The following is a 17,540-nucleotide window of genomic DNA, read 5'->3' as shown; positions in this document are numbered from 1 at the left end:
GGACACGGTTCTCTTGGTCGAAAACCCATCTACCAGGGGCTTCGCCACGCTGTCAGCCCAACTGCCGGACCAGATAATCAGGTTGGAAAGGGCTCAGTGCCTCCACCGAGGCGGAGAAGTCCATCACACCGCCGCCGTCCGCCCCGCAGGTGGAGTAGGCGAGCGCGTATATCGAGGCGGTGGAGACACAGCTCCGCATGGGTTGCGTGCCCGCCTCCAGCCGTTCCAGGACCGGCCCCTTATGTCAGAGGTGGCTCGTACGCTCACACAGTGAACCCTGACACGACGATGCGAGTCATTGCGATCCACGCGGAGTCGAGCCGTTGGGGCGGCCCTGAAGCTGACAGGGAACCGTATGAGCCTTGGGGGACCGTTCGGAGAGAGCCTGAGCGACCTGCTGCTGATTCGAAGTGGGGCATGTGCCGGGCCGGGTACGGCTCTCCCGGGCACACGCCCGGGAGAGCCACGTTGGCCCCGTCGATCAGGTAGAAGCAGGTAGGACCGCGTGGTCGATGTGGTGTGCACGACGTCGACGCCGCACCTGCCGCGCCACGCGGCGCTCACCTGGCTGTCTACTCCTCAATGCGGACTGTGCGGAGGACGCTTGCTCAGGGGGTGATGGCGACGCCGAGGGTGGTCGCGCGCCGTACTCCGGCCTCACTCATCAGTTCCGACAAAGCACTGTTGAAATTGTTCATTGCATCGGCTTCGGATCCGTCGGCTGCCAGCCCGGCGACGATCTCGTTCGGATAGAGCTGACGGGCCACCACCTTGCAGTTGTTCAGGCTGCGATGTGTCAGGCGATCGAGAACGTCGGCGGCACCGGACTCGACCTCAAACAAGACGTAGGCACGTACAAGCACCGGGAACCACCTCATGCGGTTTGAGCAGTGACCTCTCGGTTCCTACAGGTCGTTCGTCGCACCGGGTGCGGCATCGTCGACCACGGTCCCTTCCGGAGTCCGGCTCAGGACCGAGGCCGGCCGCCGCGGGGATGGATGTCAGTCCACCCTGTATGTGACATAGAACGCGGACCCCTGCGCCTCGTTCTTGGCGAGCTTTGTGACACTCCCTTGCCCCTGATCCGATTCATCGATCTGGATCGATCCCAGGTGCTCGTGACCAGAGAGATCTTCATCCCACAGAGAGACGTTCTGGGGGAACTCGACATCGATCTGCCAGTTCACGGGCTGGGAAGCTCCGGTCTGCACCTGAACCGTCTCCCTGTCCGGCGGCCAGAAGGAGTAGTCCAAGCCGCTGTAGGGAGTTTTCGTGAAGTAGAGGTCGTCCGGGTACTCGCCCGCGGTGTCGATCGCTGCAGCGACAGCGGGGAGTGATTTGATCGACTCATCGAGCTGGAAAACGTCCGGGACGATCGAGGCGGCCAGATTTGCCAGCGCCGTCAGAACGTCAAGGTCTGTTCCACTTGATGGCCGCACACAGAATACGTTCTCGATCGTTGCCTTGGCCATGACCATGCACCTCCGCTCCTCATTGACATGGCCGAAATAGGGTTTCGTCTCTTGATAGCCGACATGGATTGACCGGCGCATGAGACTGGGTGATTTGCCGTGCGTCATGCTTCTCGCCGGCTCGATCACTATTCTTCGGGAGGGAACTCTCCGCTGCCGTTGGCGCGTATCGTACCTCGGTATATTACCGTCGCACCTCCGCCGACGGGGTTGTAATCGACAGTTATCGTGAAGGGTATTTCGTAGGCTTCAAGGTTGAAGTCGTAGAGTTCCGGGTGGTGGAATTGGATCTTGATGTCCAAGTCCACGGTCGGGTCGAGACTCAGCTTCTTCGGTATGATTTCGACCCCGAATATGTACTGTTCCGCTGCCGAGTATTTCCAGCTCATGATGAACTGGATCTCTGCCGCGACCGCCCCGAGGAACGTTTCCCGGTAGAAGACCTGCCTGAGCTCTGCCCTCTTCCAAGGTCCGTAGGTGTCGACGACCGTATCCTCGGATCCTCTGGGAATCGCATAGGCCATACCGAGGCTGTTTGACGAGACACTCAGTGCTGTACTTCCCTTGAATATCTCATGGGTTGCTTCGAGAATGTCGGCCAAGTCGCCCATAATTGACTCCTGTCGCCTGGCTCAACCGGTTCGTCCGGCGCCTGGCTTATTTTCAGACCGCTCCGCCACCACTTGCCGGAACAGGCACCCCCTCAATTGAACTTTTGCCTACATCGGTGCTTGACCGGCGGGGCGTCGGTCAGCCGTGGAGGAACTGATATCCAATCCACACTTGGATTTGTGTCAGCCCGTTCAGATTCAGTCCTGTGTCGAACTGGTGCTGCGGGATTGTCACCTGCCAGTTTCCGCCTACGCCTCGCCCCCAGAATGCCAGGGATTTGGGTGCGTCGAGGGGTGGGTCATCACCGAATCCTTCATCAGGCAGCAGCGGCGTCGTCTTGGCTCCACGAGTGCTGACCTTGGGCAACAGCCATTGGGTCGTCACACTGTTGTCGGCGCGGCGCTGTTGATGCTTCCCGTCGTGACGAACCTGGCATGAGATCTCACCTTCGGGGTGAGTCGCTCCGATGAGGGCCAGCCGGATACTCTTGATCTTTGCGTCGAAGCGGTCGGCTGGCACGTCGGCAACTGGATCGACCGTAAAGGTGAACCGGTGCAGTGATTTCAGGTCCGCCACCTGCGGATCGGAGGGCTTGAACGATCGTCTGATCCAGTCCTGATCGAGCGGCTGGTCGAAGTACTCGATGTAGTCGGCCTGCATGTCGACCAGGTCCAGTATGTGCCCCCATGACGAGGTGAGCTCAGTTGAGAGCTTGATTTCGTCGATCTCCTGCTCGTAGTAATCCGTCCAGATGTCGGGGTGCAGCCGGCCGGCATCAAGGGGGAAGTGAGCGTCCTCGCTCTTCAGCGTGTAGATTTCGACCGATCGCTTTGCCCGAAACGCGAGGCCCAGCAGTGCATCGGCCTTCGATTGAGCGGTGGAGACCGCCAACAGTCCGGCTTGCTTGATCGCCTCTGCATCGAGTTTTTGTCTGTGCTGCAGTGCGTCTGCTTGTGCGGCAACGGCTTCCGCGCGGGCCAATCGAGCGGTTCCTGCGTCGACGCGTTGGCGGGCGAGCACTGCACGGTTGCGAGCGAGGAGCAGTTCGTGAGTCAGTTCGGTGCCACGCTTGATCAGAGCCACATGCGGTGAGTTCTGGGCTGTTGTGACCTGAGCGAGTCGCTGTGCGACCGTGGTGAAATTGACGACGGTGCGGGCGTTGCTGATGGCTGTGGAGGCGTCCTGGCCAACAGTGTTGTAGACCTCCCTGATCTTCGCCAGATCGGCGTCCTCGCCGCGTAGGAGAGCTTGGGCGATCGGTTCTGCGTTGTCGAAGACGGTGTCGGCAAGCGTCATGAGGCTCGGTGCCATAGCGACCAGGCTTGCTCCGCCGGTAGGTATAGCGGCCGCCACGCCCAGGACTGCGCCGCCCACCTCGGCGACCGTCGCAACGATGTCGCCGAAGGAAATGCTGGGTGGGTCGTGGTGTTGCTGGGCCTCGACGATCGCCCGGTTGATGGCGGTGGTCGCTTGGTCCAGCTGGGCTTGTGCGTAGGCGACATCGCTGTCGGCCTGTGTCTGCTCTGTCTTGGCGATGCCCAGGGAGCGGTCGGCGTCCTCACGCGCGGCGACCGCCTGCTGTGCCAGCTGGCCGGCGATATCGGCCAGATTGGCGATCGTCTTCGTCCACAGGATCTTTTCGACGCCGAGTGAGAGAAAATCGAGAACTGGCGTCAGGAAACGCGTGAATGCCTCGATGTATTTGTCGAAGTTGGGCACCACGTCCATGTCGGGCGGCAGCCCCAGCGCGTTGGCGCCTCCCCCCACCCATGCGGCGCCGGGTGTGGGAGCATAGCCGACGAGCTGGCGGTGTAGGCGGATCGCGTCGGCGTTGTTGGGTTGGAGTTCCAGCGCTCGCTCGAACTCGATCGCCGCAAGTGCTCCGTACTTGACAAGGTTCGGTACACCCGGGTTGTACAGATGGTAATAGTACTCGCCTGTGACGATGCGGTAGGGGGCCCAGTAGTTCGTGTAGACGGGGCCGGTGCTGTTGAGCAGGGGTTGAAGACCGGCGACGTAGGCGCTTTCGTCGAGGTTGGTGAAGTTGATCTGGCCATCGGCGCCCTCGGGGCCATACTCTCCGGGTTCCCCTTCCATTGATCCTTCGCTGTATGGGCCTTGCGCGGCTGGCCCGCCAGGGCCACCTGGTCCGCCCCAACCGCCGGCGGCCGAGAGATCCGGTGGCGTCTCGTCTTCAATGCTGGTGAAGGTGATTGACCCGCCCTTGCCGCCTGGACCACCTGGGCCACCCGGCGTGCCATTGGTGGGATCGGCGCCGGGGATGTCCACCTCGTCGTGCCATACCTCGTGGGTGGTCCCGTCCGGGTCCGTGACGGTCTCGTAGTAGCCGTCACTGTGGTAGTTGGCTGTTCCAGGTGAGCCGGCTGTCCCGGCTGTCCCGGCGGTCCCGCCTCCGCCAGAAGCGTTTACCCGGGCGTTGATCGACCGCCGGCACATCACCGTGACGGTGCCGCCGAGGCCGCCTCTGTCCGTAGCGCTGGCGTCGATCACTCCATTCGTTCCGTCGTAGACGTCGGCGACGATAAAGACTCGGTTTCCGGTTACCCGCAGATTACACCCGGGCGCATGCTGCACTACGCGGCCGATTAGGAAGACTGGTCCGATGCTGGGTCGCGTACAGAATTCGTTCAGATGCTCCGTGATGGTTACAGTGTCGCGTATATAGGGATAGTAGTCGGGCAGCATACGGAACACTCCTCACCAGTAGGTTCGTTGGAGATGGATTCGGAGTTAGCCCTCTGGGTGGGTGAGGCGGTCCAAGCTTGCGAGGCTGGAGCGGCAACGGCTTGCGAGATGGCAAGACATGCGAGGGCCGCGGGGAGCATTTTTTCCCCCGCCTAAGACGCTGGTTGCCATGCTTGAGGCAGCAACGGATCACGCTCTGCTCGTGAGCCAAGCGTGCGTTGCATGATGTCGCCCGGCTTGACGAGCGCAAGCGCCCCAACTCAGCCCGAAAGGGCTGAAGTTCGATGGGCGGCCGTTGCCGTCGAAAACAACCACCCGGCTCACAATTTTACTGTCGCCCATCAACCACATCTGGGTCCCGTTCGAAGCACCGGCGTCCCAGAGGATTTCCGACTTACCGTTCCCTCAGATTTTACGGACGCCAATGATCTGCCACGGGAGACCGCCGAAAAAACAGTCACCCGCTCTCAACAACCGCGACGCTACTGGCCCGGTAGCTGTGGGCATCCTCCAGATTCTGGTGTCATGCAGCGCGCTGATAAGAAGTCAGTAGGCTTCCTGTGGGTGCTGCAATACAGTTCCCCGGCCAGTCCATGCGCGTCTCTACTTGCCGCTTACCCTGTTGCACTTCCAGTGTGTGCCTCCGCGACCGAGCCTTCCACTTGGGCCTCTGCTGAGCACCCTCTGTAGCTGTTGAAGGGGGATCCAAGTGATGCTGAGGCGCCCGCTGCCACCTGATGTGGGCTGTAACACCGGCCCAGGCAGGGGCCGTTCTCTTCCCCGAGGAGACCTGCACCTACTCGATGGCAACGCCTTCACGAAAGGGCACCTCACGCTGTGAAGCCGTCAAGCGAAGGCCTGCCGCTCACGAGAAGCGACCGCCCGCGGCCATGACTCAGGACTGGGAACGGCTGCAGCAGCACCCCCGGCTGGCGATCCTCCGCTGGGGTCCTCAACAACGACTCCCTGCCCCTGTGGGAACGGGTCGCCGCCGCCTCTCCGGCACCACCGGGCGTCGGTCTCCCGGAACTGCGGACGGGGAACTGGCTGGCGTGTACGGCATCAGAGCCGGGATCACCGTCGAGCTGTCGAGGATCTGCGGACCTTTGCCGCCGGGCAGGGACACAGCGAGCGGAATGCCCTGCCCGTCGACGAGGGCGTGGTGGCTGCGCGGCCGTCCTGGGTCGACCGGGTCGGATTCTCTTTTGGAGCCCGCCGAGCGGCCCTGACACGACTGGAGTCGGTCACCGCCCGCCACCCCAAGGGCCGTCCTTCCACTGGATCCCCACCGACCGCATCTCGTGAGCGGCTCGGGCGGCACCTAGCAGTCCGCTGGTCCGTGATGGGCATGATGGCCGAAGCCAAGTCCGAGGTGTCTCCGGAGGATGACCGTGGCGTTCGAGACCGTCGTCGGCAAACGGGGCGCGTGGTCCTATTCGCCGGCTGTAGGCGTCGGACCGCTCAGGTTCGGAATGACCGTCAGCGACGTCGTCGAGGCGGCTGCGAGCCTCGGCCGGACGAAGGTCAGCGGCTGTGCACGGGAGCACGCGATCTTCTCACCGACCTGGAAGGTCGAAGTCCACGGTAGCCCGCCTGCCGTCACCGCCTATGTGAGCCAGGCCGTCGGGCTGTTCTGCGTCGCTGTCGACGCCGTGCGTGGTCCCCAGGTCGCGTATGACGGACTCCTGTTGGTCGGGAGAGACCTGTCAGCGCTGGAGAGCGACGCCATCGCGTACGCCGAGGCCGCGGGCGGGCACCTTCGCTACACGCCCGAGGGTTACGCGGGACCAGATGATCCCGGCGTCATCATGCGCTGCCAACAAGTCGGGCAGTTTGTCCGCTCGCGTCCGTTGTTCATGGTGACGCGCGACGGCGCGCATACCGAATGGGACTCGATGCCCTCCGAGGAGCACCGCCTCAACGGCCAGGCCACGGCCTGACGTGCTGTTACCCAAGTCAAGGGGCGGAGAAGGCACACCCGAAACACGCGAGCTGACCAGTCGAGCGTCTCGTTTCCGAGCCCGCGTACATGCACGCCGCGGCCGCAGGAAATGACATCCGAGGGGGACGTTCCGGCGGCCGCGGGCGTGCGTCAGGGGCGGCCGTCGGCCGTCGGGAGGCCCACTCCGCCCAGGACCGTGAGGTCCGTCCGGTGGGGTGGGGACGACAGCAGCGCGAGGACGTCCGCCGGATCGGGACCGCCTGCGCGCGACGAAGCGGCGAGGGCGGCCTGTGCACTGGCCTCGTCCTGCCAGACCTCGGTGACGTGCACCGTGTCCGGGTCTCCTGCGTCCTGGCTGATCAGGTAGATCTCGCAGCCGGGGAAGCCGCGCAGCCCCTCCGCGACCCTCAGCAGGACGGCAGCGAGTTCACCGCCTCCGCCCGGGTGCGCGGTCACGGTCATCAGTCTGCCGATCACGGTCAGACCAGGGTGGTGATGCAGAAGGGGTGGCCTGCGGGGTCCAGCAGGACCCACCAGCGGTCGGGCTGTGGCTGGGTCGGGGGCTCGACAGCACCCAGGGCCAGCAGGTGGGCACGCGCGGCCTCCAGGTCGTCGACGCCCAGTTCGATGTGTGCCTGCTTTTCCTGGGACGGATCCGGCCAGGTGGGGCGCCTGTAGTCGGTCAGCCGGTTGAACCCCAGTCCGGCCGAGCCCTCCTGGCCGAGCAGGACGAAGTCGTCGCTGGAGTAGGCCACGGGCAGGCCGAGGGCCTCTCCGTAGAAGCGGGCCATTTCGGCGGGGTCCGGGCAGTCGAACGTGACGGCCGAGTAGCGGATCGCGGGTGCGGACGTGTTTCCGGTGCTCATGGGGAGGACGCTATGCCGGGACCAGGACAGATTCGGTCCTGGTCATGCGGGACACTTCACGATGTGATCAGTACATCCGCCCGTCTGCTCCGACTGGTCTCCCTGCTGTCCGCTCGGCCGTCGTGGACGTGCGGCGAGCTGGCCGACCACATGGCGGTCACCGAACGCACGGTGCGGCGGGACGTCGCGAGGCTCCGGGAGCTCGGTTACGGAGTCGAGTCCGATCCCGGGCCATGGGGCGGTTACCGCCTCCGCGCCGGAGCCCGGGTGCCGCCCCTGATCCTCGATGACGAGGAGGCACTCGCCGTGGCCGTCGGACTGCGCGAGGCGGCGCTCAGCGGCGTTCTCGGCGGCGACCAGGCCGCGCTGTCCGCGCTGCTGAAACTGCGCCAGGTCCTGCCCGGCAGAATCGCGGACCGGTTGGGCGAGATGGACGCCGCCTTCGTTCACACCGCGAGGCTCGACGCGCCGCAGATCGCGCCCGGCATGCTGCTGGAACTGGCCAGCGCGTGTCGCCGGGCGGAGCGTTGCCGCCTGACCTACCGAGACCGGGAGGGGAAGGCCACGGTCCGGGATGTCGACCCGTACCGTCTGGTGCACACGGGACGCCGCTGGTACTTCGTCGCCCGAGACGTCACACGGGACGAGTGGCGCACCTTCCGGGCCGACAGGGTTGGCCGGATACAGCCGGCAGGGCGTCCGGTGGAGCTCATCGATCCACCCGACCCGGCTCTGCTCGTCTCCCGCTCCATCGCGACCGGCGCCTACCCGCTCTACGTGACGATCCGCCTCCCGCTGCCCATCGACCAGGCGCTGCGGCTGATCCCGCCGACGGTCGGCAGCCATCGCCCGGAGGGGAGTGACGCCACCGTCGTCGACATCGGCGGTCCCGACGCGGACGGGCTCGCCAAGTACCTCCTCAGCCTGGCCACACCCCTGCGGGTCCTGTCACCGGACGACGTACGAGAAGCTCTGCTGCGCCGCACCCGGGAGCTGCTCGAGGACAACGTGACCGATCAGCCCCGGTAGAGAGACCCTGCGCGGGGGCACGAACACACTGTCTGGTCGCCGAGGCAGTCACGGACCCGTTGTCCGGCAACGTACGACGAACGGCCTTCTGGTCGTGCCTTCAGCCCCGGGGGCCGCCGGCATCCGTCATCGGACCGACGCCCTGGTCGCCGATCGGCGTCCACTCGTGCTCCAGGATCGAGTACGAGATCGAATCCCGCCACGCACCGCGTACGAAGACGTGGTCGCGGATCCGGCCGTCCTCGGTCATCCCGGCCCGCAGAAGGGCCCGGGCGGACGCCTCGTTGAGGGGTGAGCGCGCCGCCCAGATGCGGTGCAGGCCGAGCGTCCGGAAGCCGAGCGCGCACAGCAGATGGACGGTCTCCGTCCCCAACCCCTTGCCCCACTCGTCCGGGTGCAGGGCGAATCCGATGGTGGCCGCCTGCTGCGGTTCGGTGGCCAGGCGCGCGTAGCCGATCAGACGACGCTCGCCGCGCCGGGTGACGGCGAGGCAGTACTCGGTCCTGGGGATGTCCGTGGCGGAGGCGATGGACCGGTCGACGATCGCTTGGACCTGCTCGGGGGTACGGGGTTCGAAGCTGAGGTGCCGGGTGGCCTCGGCATCGCCGTAAATGGCCAGGAGGGCGTCGGTGTCCCCGGGTTCGACTTCGCGCAGGGCCAGGCGCGGACCGACCAGGTGGTGGAGGGCGGTCGTGTGCGTCGCGGCCTCTGTCCGAGGCTGGATGGGATCCCTCCGGTGCTGCGCCGCTTCCGGCTCGTGCGGCCCCCGGCCTCCGTTGACGTCCCGCTCCCCCGGCGGGAGGGCAGCACCGTACGATCCCGCCGACGCCTTGCCGCCCAGCAGTTCGAGGGCCTCTTCCCATGGGAAGGGCTCCGCTCCCCCACCTGCCTTGGGGCGGCGTGGTTCGTACGAGCCGACCAGGACGCCCATCTCCCTCAGCCGGTCCAGACTCCGGCCGTACGCGGGGTGCGCGGCCATGGCAGTGTTCACGCACGGCAGTACCGCGGTCGGGATGCCCATCCCGTACGCCTCGCAGAGAATGCCCAGGGCGAGGGTGTCGGCGATTCCGGCGGCCCACTTGTTGATGGTGTTGAACGTGGCCGGCGCGACGGCGATGGCGTCGGCGGGCGGCAGTGGGCGCGGGTCACCGGGGCTGCGCCAGGCCGAGCGGATCGGGTAGCCGGTCTGGGCCTCGACCGCGTCGGTGTCGAGGAAGCCGAGTCCCCGTGGTGTCGCGACGACACCCACATCCCAGCCCTGTTGCTGGGCGGCGGTGATCAGCTTGTGGGCGTCAGCCGCGATGCCGGCGGCGCAGACGACGACGTACAGGAAAGGGGTCTTCGTCCGGTCGCTCATTTACTGCCTCCTCGTCCGATGGGCGGGCTCGCCGCTTCTTCGGCGCAGCCCTACGCGAGCTTGCCGCCTGCACCTCCGTGCCGGTAGTCGTGCCTGGCTCCGGGCGGTCGCCTCCACGCGGGCCGTGGCAGGGGTCGGCCGGCGACTGCTCCGGTGTCCCCTGACGCGAGCTGCGACGAGTCGGGGTTCGGCCCCGGGCGCAGCGGGCCGCCTGCAACACGCTCGTCTGAGGCAAGGATCGTGACCCTGACGGCGAGGTGACGTCGATGGGGCGTGTTCGGCAGAGGCGCTTCAGCAGAGCGGGTGGGATTGTTGGCGCTGATCAGGCGGGGAGAAGCTCAGCCCGTTCTCGTCGAGAGCGTTGAAGACGGTCACCCGGCCCGTCTCGAAGACGAAACTGACGTCGACGTTTCCCTGTGCCAGGTCCGCACCCGTCCACTCCAGCAGCTCGACAGCTTGGAGTGGCATCCCTCGCAGATCCTGCAGCTCGGGAAGAGGATCGGCACGCCACTGCAGGTCGAAGCCGGGCCAGCGGACAGGAGCGCCGGGGTCGACCGTGTTCCAAGTCAGGGAGAGATCGTCGAACTTCTGATGATTGATCTCGACCCGCTCGCCCTCGAAGTCGAGCACAACAGGGCAGTCGCTGAACCACTCGTCGTCCTGACGGTCCCAGACCACCCAGACACTCGTCAGAGTCCGGCCGGCGAGACCGCGGAGGTGGTGCGCATGCTTCCGCACGACGTCATCGCGATGGTTCAGCCACGAGGGTTCATAGCCGACGATCCCAAAATCGAACACCGCTTCATCTTGGCACGGCTGACGCACTGGGGGCGCTGACCGTGCCACGCCCGCCTGCAGTACCGCGCCGATCTGCCCGACTGGCACCATCCTGCGGGTTCGCCACGACCCACGTCAGTTCACCTCGGTGGGTCCTCGCCCGTGAGCCCGTCGACGGATTCACGGATGAGATCGGCGTGACCGGCGTGCCGGGCGTACTCCTCGACGAGGTCCAGCAGGATACGGCGGAGGTTGGGACGTTCGCCGCTACGGGTGGTGAAGGCGCCGAGTTGGTCCAGCCCGACTGTCCTCCACGTGCGCCAGGTGCTTGAGGAGGCCGTCCAGGGTGATGGTGGACGTGCCGAGTGTGACGCGAAAGCCGGAAGCGTCCAGGCCGGAGGACTTCCAGACGAGGGTGGCCCGCTGACGTTCGAGGGTGCCGATGATCATCGCGGCCTCGGTGCCGGCGAGGGGAGGTTCCGGCCACGCTTCGGTTCTGCTCTCCGTCATGGCTGCATACCCTGGCGAACGGCCTGACAGCGCAACCGACGGCTGCACCGCATTGAACCCCTCACTCGGACTCACGAGTTCCGCCGGGCATGCCGTAGGCGGAACCGGTGGTATCGGTCGGCAGGGCCTGCTGATAAAGCGCCACCAGCACACCGTGCAGGGGCTGGTCCTCAGCGTCCTCCTCGGCCTCGTCCACCAGTTTGGTGAGGGCCTCGCCGAGTTCTCTCGCCTTCGCCGGGGTGACGCGCAGGTGGCGCAGGGTCAGGTGGGTCTCGGCGGGCGAGCGGTCCAGCTCCTCGGCGAACGCGGCGAGCATCGCGGCGGTGCCTGCCGCCTGGGGTTCGGCGACGACCATGTGGCGGGCCGTGCGCTGGTAGTACTGCTCGGTGCCGCCGCGGACCTGGCGGGTCTCGGCGATGTGGACGAGGCCGGCTTCGCGGAGCACTTTGAGGTGGTGGGCCACGTTGCCCTTCTTCGCGTCGAGCTGGGCCGCGAGCTGGCCGGCGGTGGCGGGCCGGTGGCCCAGGGCGAAGAGCAACCGCTGGCGCAGGGGATGAGAGAGCGCCGCGAACTGCTCGGGCGCAGCGATCTCCAGGACGTCCTCGGGAGGCGTCGGACAGGGAGGCTGAGACGGGGGCTGATCAGGCATCCCAAAAGTGTCTAAACTCTTTGACGCTTTGGCAAGGGCGGTGGTCTACTCCGTGCCATGACTACTCCAACGAAGCTTCTGGCGGCCCCGGTTGTCGACGAGACGGCCCGGCTGCTGACCGAACACTACGTCTTCCCCGAGATAGCCGAGCAGCTCGCCGACCTGCTGCGACGGCGCCTCGACGAGGGCGCCTACGACGTCGACGACGCCGAGGGGCTGGCCCGGTTGGTCACGGCGGACCTGCAGTCCGTCAACGGCGACCGACACCTGAGACTGAAGCACCACGACGCCCCGGTGTCCCCGAAGCGGGGGGCGGCCACCCTGGACGCCATGCGCCGGGACTTCGACGCGTCGCTGGGCGGTGCACCCCGGGTGCAGCTGCTCGACGGAGGCGTCGCCGTGGTGGAGCTGGCGCCGATGCTGTTTCCGCTGGAATGGGCGGCCGAACCGCTGAGCGCCGCGCTCACCCTGGCCTCCAGCGCCCGGGCGCTGATCGTGGACCTGCGCACCAACCGGGGCGGCGACCCGGACACGGTCGCCTTCGTCTGCAGCTACCTCCTCGACGAGCGCACCCACCTCAACAGCATGTACTGGCGCGACGGCGAGCGCAGCGAGCAGTCCTGGAGCCTGCCGTACGTTCCCGGCGCGCGCTTCGGCGGCAGCAAGCCGTTGTACGTGCTGTGCAGCGACAGCACCTTCTCCGCCGCCGAGGAGCTGGCGTACGACCTCCAGCAGCTCGGCCGCGCCATAGTCGTCGGCGAGCCGACTCTGGGCGGCGCGCACCCGTGCAACGGCTGGACCGTGCACCCGCATCTTGAAGCCACCATCCCGGTCGGCCGCGCCATCAACCCCGTCTCCGGCGCCAACTGGGAGGGCACCGGTGTGCAGCCGGACATCCCCTGCGCGGCCGCCGACTCCCTCGACCGCGCCCACGCGCTGGCCCTCGCCCGACTGACGGGCTGACCCTGGCACCCTGTTGGTTCACGAGGGGCGCCAACTGGGCGAATGCGAGCGGAACATGAAAGGGCTGGGGCCGCCCGCGCCACCGGCAGGCGTTGGGCCCCCGGCGCGTGGCGACCCCGGGCGTCCGGTGCGCGCCCGTGAGCAAGTCGTCGCTGCGCCGTCACGGGCCTGACACCGTTCTTGACGCGATCGTCGTCTCACGCCTTCCAAAAAATATGTAGACCGGTCTATTCTTTCCTCATGGTTGGAACCAAGGGAGCCGAGACCAGCTTGCGGCTGGCGGAGTCGATGCTGGAGTTGATCCAGCGGCACGGATACAGCGGTACGGGGCTCAACGCGGTGGTGGAGCATGCGGGGGCGCCGAAGGGGTCGCTCTACTTCCACTACCCCGAGGGCAAGGAGGCACTGGGGCAGAGGGCCATCGAGCTTGCAGCCGCGCAATTCGGCTCCCTCGTGGCCGACTCGGCGACGGGGCCCGCCACGGCGGGTGACGTGCTGCGCCGTGTGATCGACGAACTGGCCGGGATGCTCGATGCCGGCGACTTCCAGCTGGGATGCCCGGTCTCGGTGGTGACCCTGGAGATGGGTGCACAGAGCGAACGGCTGCGCGACGCCTGTGCCGAAGCCTTCGAGTCGTGGGTCGCGCCGGTCGGTGAACTGCTCGTCGCGCACGGCCGGCCTCGTACCGTCGCCCGTACTCTGGCGACTGCCGCGGTCAGCATGGTGGAGGGGGCGGTCATCATGTCGCGTGCCCAGCAGTCCACCGAGCCGTTGCACTGCGCCGCCGCGGCGATCGCCGTACTGCTGGCAGAGGGTACGGAGGCCTCGGCATGAGCCCGGAGGATCGGCACGCCCTGGTGCTGGGCGCGAGCGGTTTCATCGGGCGCCACGTGGTGCTCGCGCTCGGCCGAGCCGGCGTTCGCGTGAGTGCGGCCACCCGGAGCCACGAGTCCTACGAGCAGCTGGCCCGCTGGCTTGCCGGGCGCGGGCTCGGCCACGCCCCGGCCGAGCTGCGGGTCGACTTCGCGACGGCCTCGCTGATCGACGGCGAGTGCGACGACATCACCGAGGTCTACAACTGCGCCGGTGCCTACCGGTTCGGAATGACGGCGGACGAGGCACGTCACGCCAACGTCGACAGCGTGCGCGCGGTCGTCGAGTTCGCCTCGCGGCTGCCGAAGCTGGGCCGCCTGGTCCAGGTCTCCGGGTACCGCGTGGGCGGGCAGGACCCCGCCCCCTGGAGCGATGAGCACCGACGTGAGACCTACCGGGCGCTGGGCGCGTACGAGGCGAGCAGGGTCGAGGCGGACGCCGTTTTCCAGGAGCTGGCAGGACAGTCGGGCGTTCCGTGGTCCATCGTGAACCCGGCCAGCGTCATCGGGGACGGCGCCACCGGGGAATCCGACCAGTACCTCGGGCTCGCCTCCACCATGAAGGACCTCTGGCAGGGCTCGCTCCCCGCGCTCCCGGGCAACAAGAAGACGTTCGTCCCCGTGGTCGCGGCCGACTACCTCGCCCGGTTCATGACCCTGCTGCCGACGGACGCGGCCACCGAACGCACCGCGTACTGGCTGCTGGACGACGACACGCCCGCGCTGCCCGACCTGCTCACGCTCGTGGCCGAGCACTACGGCCTCAGGGCACCCCGGGCACGGATTCCCGTGCCCTTGCTCAAGCGCCTCCCCCGTCGGCTCACCCAGACCGACCCGGAGACCCTGACGTTCCTGTCGACCGACCGCTATCCGACCGCTTCGGCCCGGGCCTTGGCCGCCCGTCACGGGCTGACCATGCCGGACACCGCCACGACGATCCATCGCTGGGCCGACCACATGGCAGCCCGTCGCTTCGGTGATGCCCCAGCACCTGACAGGCGGTTCACCACGACGGGCGGAATCCGGACCTTCGAACTGGGCGAGGAGGGCGCACCTTTGGTCGTGCTGCCCGGTCTGCCGGTCAATGCCGACACCTGGGCGCCGGTCGTCGCGGCGGTCGGGAAGGCCCGCGCCGTCGACCTCCCCGGCCTCGGCATGAGCAAGGGACGACGCGACGACTGGGCGTCCTGGTCGACCGCACTGGTGACCGAGAGCGGAGCCCGTCACCTGGTGGGCCACTCCATCGGCGCCGCAGCCGCGCTCGAGGCCGCGGCCGCCCACCCCGACGCGGTGGATCGGCTCACTCTCGTATCACCGTTCTTCCTGCAGGCTCCCCCGCCCCGCACGGCCAGGTGGACGCCTCTGACCCACCGGCTCCTGAAGCGGATCACTCCCACTGCTCTGGCCAAGCGGCTGACCGACAGCGCGGACCACGCCACCGCGCTCCACACGGCCGTCGCGGATCTACGGCGCGACACCGTGGCGGCCACCACCGCGCGACTCCTGGCCGCCACCGCGAACTCGCAGTGGCGGGCAGAACTTCGGGCCAAGCTGCAGCACCACCCGGGGCACGTCCACATCGTCGTCGGCTCCGACGATCCCCTCACCGCTGACGGGCGGTCCCTGCTGGACGCTCTTCCGCACGCCACGGTGACGGTGATCGACGGCGCGGGACACCACCCGCAGCTCAGCCACCCGCAAGACGTCGCTCGCGCCATCGAGAGCTGACCGCGTCCCCACGGCCCCGGAAAACGGGAAGCGTCACGGCGGTACACGAAGGTCCGCGACGACCCGAGCCGCAAGGCACAGCACGGCATGCCCGTCCTGATCCCGCCCCGCCGCTGGCGGGGCGGGGTGGCAGGTGCGTCCTGTGGTGATCAGGGGTCGAGCGAGGTCACGTGGCCGGTGGTGAAGTGAAGACTCGTTCCAGGAGGGTGTACAGGGTGTCCCGGTCCTGGCTGTCGAGTCTGTCCAGGCCCTCCTGTGTCGTGCGCATCTTCGCGCGGATCGCGTCCGTGACGCGCTCGCCCTCGGGCGTGAGGGTGACGTACTTGACGCGCCGGTCGGCGGCGCCGGGCTCCCGGCGTACCAGGCCGCGCTTCTCCAGCCGGTCGATGATCCCGGTCATGTTGGAGGCGTCGCAGGTCATGGTTTCGGCCAGGGCGCGCATCGCGGCGGGTCCCCGCCGCAGCACGGTCAGTGCCTTGCCCTGGCTCGCCGTGAGGTTCTCACTCGCCGCCGCGACGGTGAAATCGCCGTAGTAGACGCCGAGGGACACGGAGAGGAGCTCCATGAGCTGAGCCGTGTCGGCGCGGGGAGCTTCTGTCATGCGGGCCACTCTACCCAGAGATACTTGACGACCTCAAGCATTGCCCTCTACCGTCGCCCCATTGCATGAAGTTCTCAAGCATCAAGGTTGTCAAGCAGTTGCCCTGAGGAGCACCCTGTGACCGTCACCGAGTCCCCCACCTCCCGCGCGGCCGAGGTCCTGTCCCGGCCCGTCACGCTGAACGGCCTGACCGTCCCGAACCGCATCGTGATGGCGCCGATGACGCGCATGTTCTCCCCCGGTGGAGTCCCCGGCGAGGACGTGCGGTCGTACTACTCCCGCCGCGCCGCCGCCGGCGTGGGCCTGATCGTCACCGAGGGCACCTACGTCGGCCACGAGTCGGCCGGGCAGAGCGACCGTGTGCCGCGCTTCCACGGCGAGGAGCAGCTGGCGGGATGGGCGAAGGTCGCCGAGGCCGTGCACGCGGCGGGCGGCACGATCGTGCCGCAGCTGTGGCACATCGGCATGGTGCGCGAGCAGGGCCAGGCCCCCTACCCCGACGCCCCGGCGATGGGCCCCTCCGGTATCCGCACCGACGGCACCGAGGGCACGGGCAAGGCCATGACCCAGAGCGACCTGGACGACGTCATCGGCGCCTTCGCCGAGGCCGCCGCGGCCGCCGAGCGCATCGGCTTCGACGGCGTCGAGCTGCACGGCGCCCACGGCTACCTCATCGACCAGTTCCTGTGGGCGGGGACGAACCGCCGTACCGACGCCTACGGCGGCGACCCCGTGGCCCGTACGAAGTTCGCGGCCGAGATCGTGGCGGCGGTCCGCGAGCGCGTCTCGTCCGAGTTCCCGGTGATCTTCCGCTACTCGCAGTGGAAGCAGGACGCCTACGACGCGCGGCTCGCCCAGACCCCGCAGGAGCTGGAGGCGATCCTGGCCCCGCTCGCCGCGGCCGGCGTCGACGTCTTCCACGCCTCCACCCGGCGCCACTGGATAGCCGAGTTCGAAGGATCGGACCTCAACCTGGCGGGCTGGACCAAGAAGCTCACCGGTAAGCCCACCATCACCGTCGGCTCGGTCGGCCTCGACGGCGACTTCCTCCACGCCTTCGCCGGCCAGGGCGCCCCCGTCCAGAACATCGACGACCTCCTGGACCGCCTGGAGCGCGACGAGTTCGACATGGTCGCGGTCGGCCGCGCGCTGCTCCAGGACCCGGAGTGGGCGGCGAAGGTCCTGGCGGGGCGGACCGACGAGCTGAAGCCGTACGACGCGGCCGCCGTGAAGACGCTGAGCTAGCCGCACCCATCCTCACCCGGTTCGGTTCGCCTACGGAGCCGGCGAGCCTGATCGGGTGGGGAGGCAGCACTCCGTCCCCGCGGCTTGGTCAGCCGCTGGTCGCCCCTCGATCGGACGCGTCACGGCTGTCGAACGGCTTCGGCGGGACCGGAGGCGTCACCCAGCGGATCGCTGCCGTGACCGCCCGGCCGCCAGGTCTGGCGAAAGGCAG

The 17,540-nt window shown here is 67.5% G+C and carries 16 protein-coding genes and 3 pseudogenes; 6 read left to right on the top strand and 13 right to left on the bottom strand.

Features of this window, described 5'->3' with window-relative positions; all coding sequences use genetic code 11:
• Window positions 1–52: 52 nt before the first annotated feature.
• The 5 genes from ABT041_RS31775 to ABT041_RS31755 form a co-directional block, all read right to left on the bottom strand.
• Window positions 53–199 carry a hypothetical protein gene (locus ABT041_RS31775; protein ID WP_351190977.1) on the bottom strand — a complete coding sequence of 49 codons (147 nt, stop codon included), beginning with the start codon at window positions 197–199 and terminating at the stop codon, window positions 53–55.
• A gap of 409 nt (window positions 200–608) precedes the next feature.
• On the bottom strand, window positions 609–863 hold the full coding sequence (locus ABT041_RS31770; RefSeq protein ID WP_351190975.1) for a hypothetical protein: 255 nt from the start codon (window positions 861–863) through the stop codon (window positions 609–611).
• Window positions 864–1,001: 138 nt separating this feature from the next.
• The gene (locus tag ABT041_RS31765) at window positions 1,002–1,478 is read right to left on the bottom strand and encodes a hypothetical protein (RefSeq protein ID WP_351190973.1); all 477 of its coding nucleotides are present in this window, start codon (window positions 1,476–1,478) and stop codon (window positions 1,002–1,004) included.
• 122 nt (window positions 1,479–1,600) lie between these two features.
• Window positions 1,601–2,083, bottom strand: a complete 483-nt coding sequence (locus tag ABT041_RS31760; protein WP_351190971.1) for a hypothetical protein — start codon at window positions 2,081–2,083, stop codon at window positions 1,601–1,603.
• 139 nt (window positions 2,084–2,222) lie between these two features.
• A complete protein-coding gene (locus ABT041_RS31755) occupies window positions 2,223–4,790 on the bottom strand; it encodes an efflux RND transporter periplasmic adaptor subunit (RefSeq protein ID WP_351190969.1) in 2,568 nt (855 codons plus the stop codon).
• Window positions 4,791–6,181: 1,391 nt separating this feature from the next.
• Between ABT041_RS31755 and ABT041_RS31750 the strand changes: the two genes are divergently transcribed.
• On the top strand, window positions 6,182–6,730 hold the full coding sequence (locus tag ABT041_RS31750) for a hypothetical protein (protein WP_351190967.1): 549 nt from the start codon (window positions 6,182–6,184) through the stop codon (window positions 6,728–6,730).
• 152 nt (window positions 6,731–6,882) lie between these two features.
• Here ABT041_RS31750 and ABT041_RS31745 read toward each other — a convergent pair whose 3' ends face one another.
• Both ABT041_RS31745 and ABT041_RS31740 read right to left on the bottom strand, forming a co-directional pair.
• Complete coding sequence (locus tag ABT041_RS31745) at window positions 6,883–7,188, bottom strand: putative quinol monooxygenase (protein WP_351190965.1); 306 nt, start codon at window positions 7,186–7,188, stop codon at window positions 6,883–6,885.
• Between the two features lie 23 nt (window positions 7,189–7,211).
• On the bottom strand, window positions 7,212–7,598 hold the full coding sequence (locus tag ABT041_RS31740; protein ID WP_351190964.1) for a VOC family protein: 387 nt from the start codon (window positions 7,596–7,598) through the stop codon (window positions 7,212–7,214).
• Window positions 7,599–7,661: 63 nt separating this feature from the next.
• Here ABT041_RS31740 and ABT041_RS31735 point away from each other — a divergent pair, with 63 nt between their 5' ends.
• Window positions 7,662–8,627: a helix-turn-helix transcriptional regulator gene (locus ABT041_RS31735; RefSeq protein ID WP_351190963.1), complete on the top strand. Its 966-nt coding sequence runs from the start codon at window positions 7,662–7,664 to the stop codon at window positions 8,625–8,627.
• Between the two features lie 100 nt (window positions 8,628–8,727).
• Here ABT041_RS31735 and ABT041_RS31730 read toward each other — a convergent pair.
• From ABT041_RS31730 to ABT041_RS31710, 5 genes and pseudogenes are all read right to left on the bottom strand, one after another.
• Window positions 8,728–9,279 (bottom strand): annotated as a pseudogene (locus ABT041_RS31730) (GNAT family N-acetyltransferase); the annotation flags it as partial.
• A gap of 171 nt (window positions 9,280–9,450) precedes the next feature.
• Window positions 9,451–9,984: pseudogene (locus ABT041_RS31725) on the bottom strand (flavoprotein); the annotation flags it as partial.
• A gap of 291 nt (window positions 9,985–10,275) precedes the next feature.
• Window positions 10,276–10,782: a hypothetical protein gene (locus ABT041_RS31720; protein WP_351190962.1), complete on the bottom strand. Its 507-nt coding sequence runs from the start codon at window positions 10,780–10,782 to the stop codon at window positions 10,276–10,278.
• 119 nt (window positions 10,783–10,901) lie between these two features.
• Window positions 10,902–11,271: pseudogene (locus ABT041_RS31715) on the bottom strand (mycothiol transferase).
• Between the two features lie 61 nt (window positions 11,272–11,332).
• Window positions 11,333–11,920, bottom strand: coding sequence for an ArsR/SmtB family transcription factor (locus tag ABT041_RS31710; RefSeq protein WP_351190961.1), 588 nt, complete (start codon window positions 11,918–11,920; stop codon window positions 11,333–11,335).
• Between the two features lie 57 nt (window positions 11,921–11,977).
• On the opposite strand from ABT041_RS31710, the gene ABT041_RS31705 reads away from it, so the two are divergent.
• From ABT041_RS31705 to ABT041_RS31695, 3 genes are all read left to right on the top strand, one after another.
• Window positions 11,978–12,883 carry a S41 family peptidase gene (locus ABT041_RS31705; protein WP_351190960.1) on the top strand — a complete coding sequence of 302 codons (906 nt, stop codon included), beginning with the start codon at window positions 11,978–11,980 and terminating at the stop codon, window positions 12,881–12,883.
• A 240-nt stretch (window positions 12,884–13,123) separates the two neighbouring features.
• On the top strand, window positions 13,124–13,717 hold the full coding sequence (locus tag ABT041_RS31700; RefSeq protein WP_351190958.1) for a TetR/AcrR family transcriptional regulator: 594 nt from the start codon (window positions 13,124–13,126) through the stop codon (window positions 13,715–13,717).
• On the top strand, window positions 13,714–15,483 hold the full coding sequence (locus ABT041_RS31695) for an alpha/beta fold hydrolase (protein ID WP_351190956.1): 1,770 nt from the start codon (window positions 13,714–13,716) through the stop codon (window positions 15,481–15,483). The genes ABT041_RS31700 and ABT041_RS31695 overlap by 4 nt, the downstream gene beginning before the upstream one ends.
• Window positions 15,484–15,649: 166 nt before the next feature.
• On the opposite strand, the gene ABT041_RS31690 is transcribed toward ABT041_RS31695, so the two are convergent.
• Window positions 15,650–16,084, bottom strand: a complete 435-nt coding sequence (locus tag ABT041_RS31690) for a MarR family winged helix-turn-helix transcriptional regulator (protein ID WP_351190954.1) — start codon at window positions 16,082–16,084, stop codon at window positions 15,650–15,652.
• 117 nt (window positions 16,085–16,201) lie between these two features.
• Here ABT041_RS31690 and ABT041_RS31685 point away from each other — a divergent pair, with 117 nt between their 5' ends.
• A complete protein-coding gene (locus ABT041_RS31685; protein ID WP_351190952.1) occupies window positions 16,202–17,329 on the top strand; it encodes an NADH:flavin oxidoreductase in 1,128 nt (375 codons plus the stop codon).
• Window positions 17,330–17,540: the final 211 nt, after the last annotated feature.

It is taken from the genome of Streptomyces sp. NPDC002825 (genome assembly GCF_040295385.1).
Lineage (GTDB): Bacteria > Actinomycetota > Actinomycetes > Streptomycetales > Streptomycetaceae > Streptomyces.
Note: the sequence above shows the minus strand (reverse complement) of the source record. Positions and strands in the feature narration are given on the sequence as shown.